Source organism: Halorubrum sp. Atlit-28R, assembly GCF_003665955.1.
GTDB classification, from domain to species: Archaea; Halobacteriota; Halobacteria; order Halobacteriales; family Haloferacaceae; genus Halorubrum; species Halorubrum tropicale.
On sequence record NZ_QPLS01000245.1, the window covers coordinates 1 to 451 of the forward strand.

Here is a 451-nt window from a genome sequence, read left to right on the forward strand (position 1 = left end):
CTTGAGCGCCGGGTCGTCGAGGAACGTCAGGAACTCCTTGTAGGTTCCGCTGTCGCTGTAGTTCCGGAAGAACCGATTCAGTAGTTCGAGAAGTGCCGGATACTGGTTGTCGTTGAGGCTGCTTCCGGCAACGAGCCACGGCAGGTCGCGCGCCATCGAAAAGGGGATGGTGAACTCCAACTGCTCTGCACGGTGGTTCGACCCCGGATACGACGACCCAGCCATCTTCGGGACGAGCGCAATCGTGTCGTCGTGGCCACCGTGGGCGATACCCTCTCGCTCGTAGCGTCGGGCGATTTCTGTGTCCATATCCGGATTATCGTCGTGCATCTGTGCGTACTCGTCCTGCGGGTCGAACTGCACGACGGCGGCTTGAACGTCGCGCCCGTCGTCCATCTCGTAGGTTCGCTCGCCCGAGAGATACTGTCGGAGCATGTTCTTCGAGGCGTGG

1 pseudogene is annotated in these 451 nt (G+C 60.8%); it reads right to left on the reverse strand.

The features are described 5' to 3' along the window. Positions 1 to 451, reverse strand: a pseudogene (locus tag DVK06_RS17740) (ATP-binding protein); the annotation flags it as partial.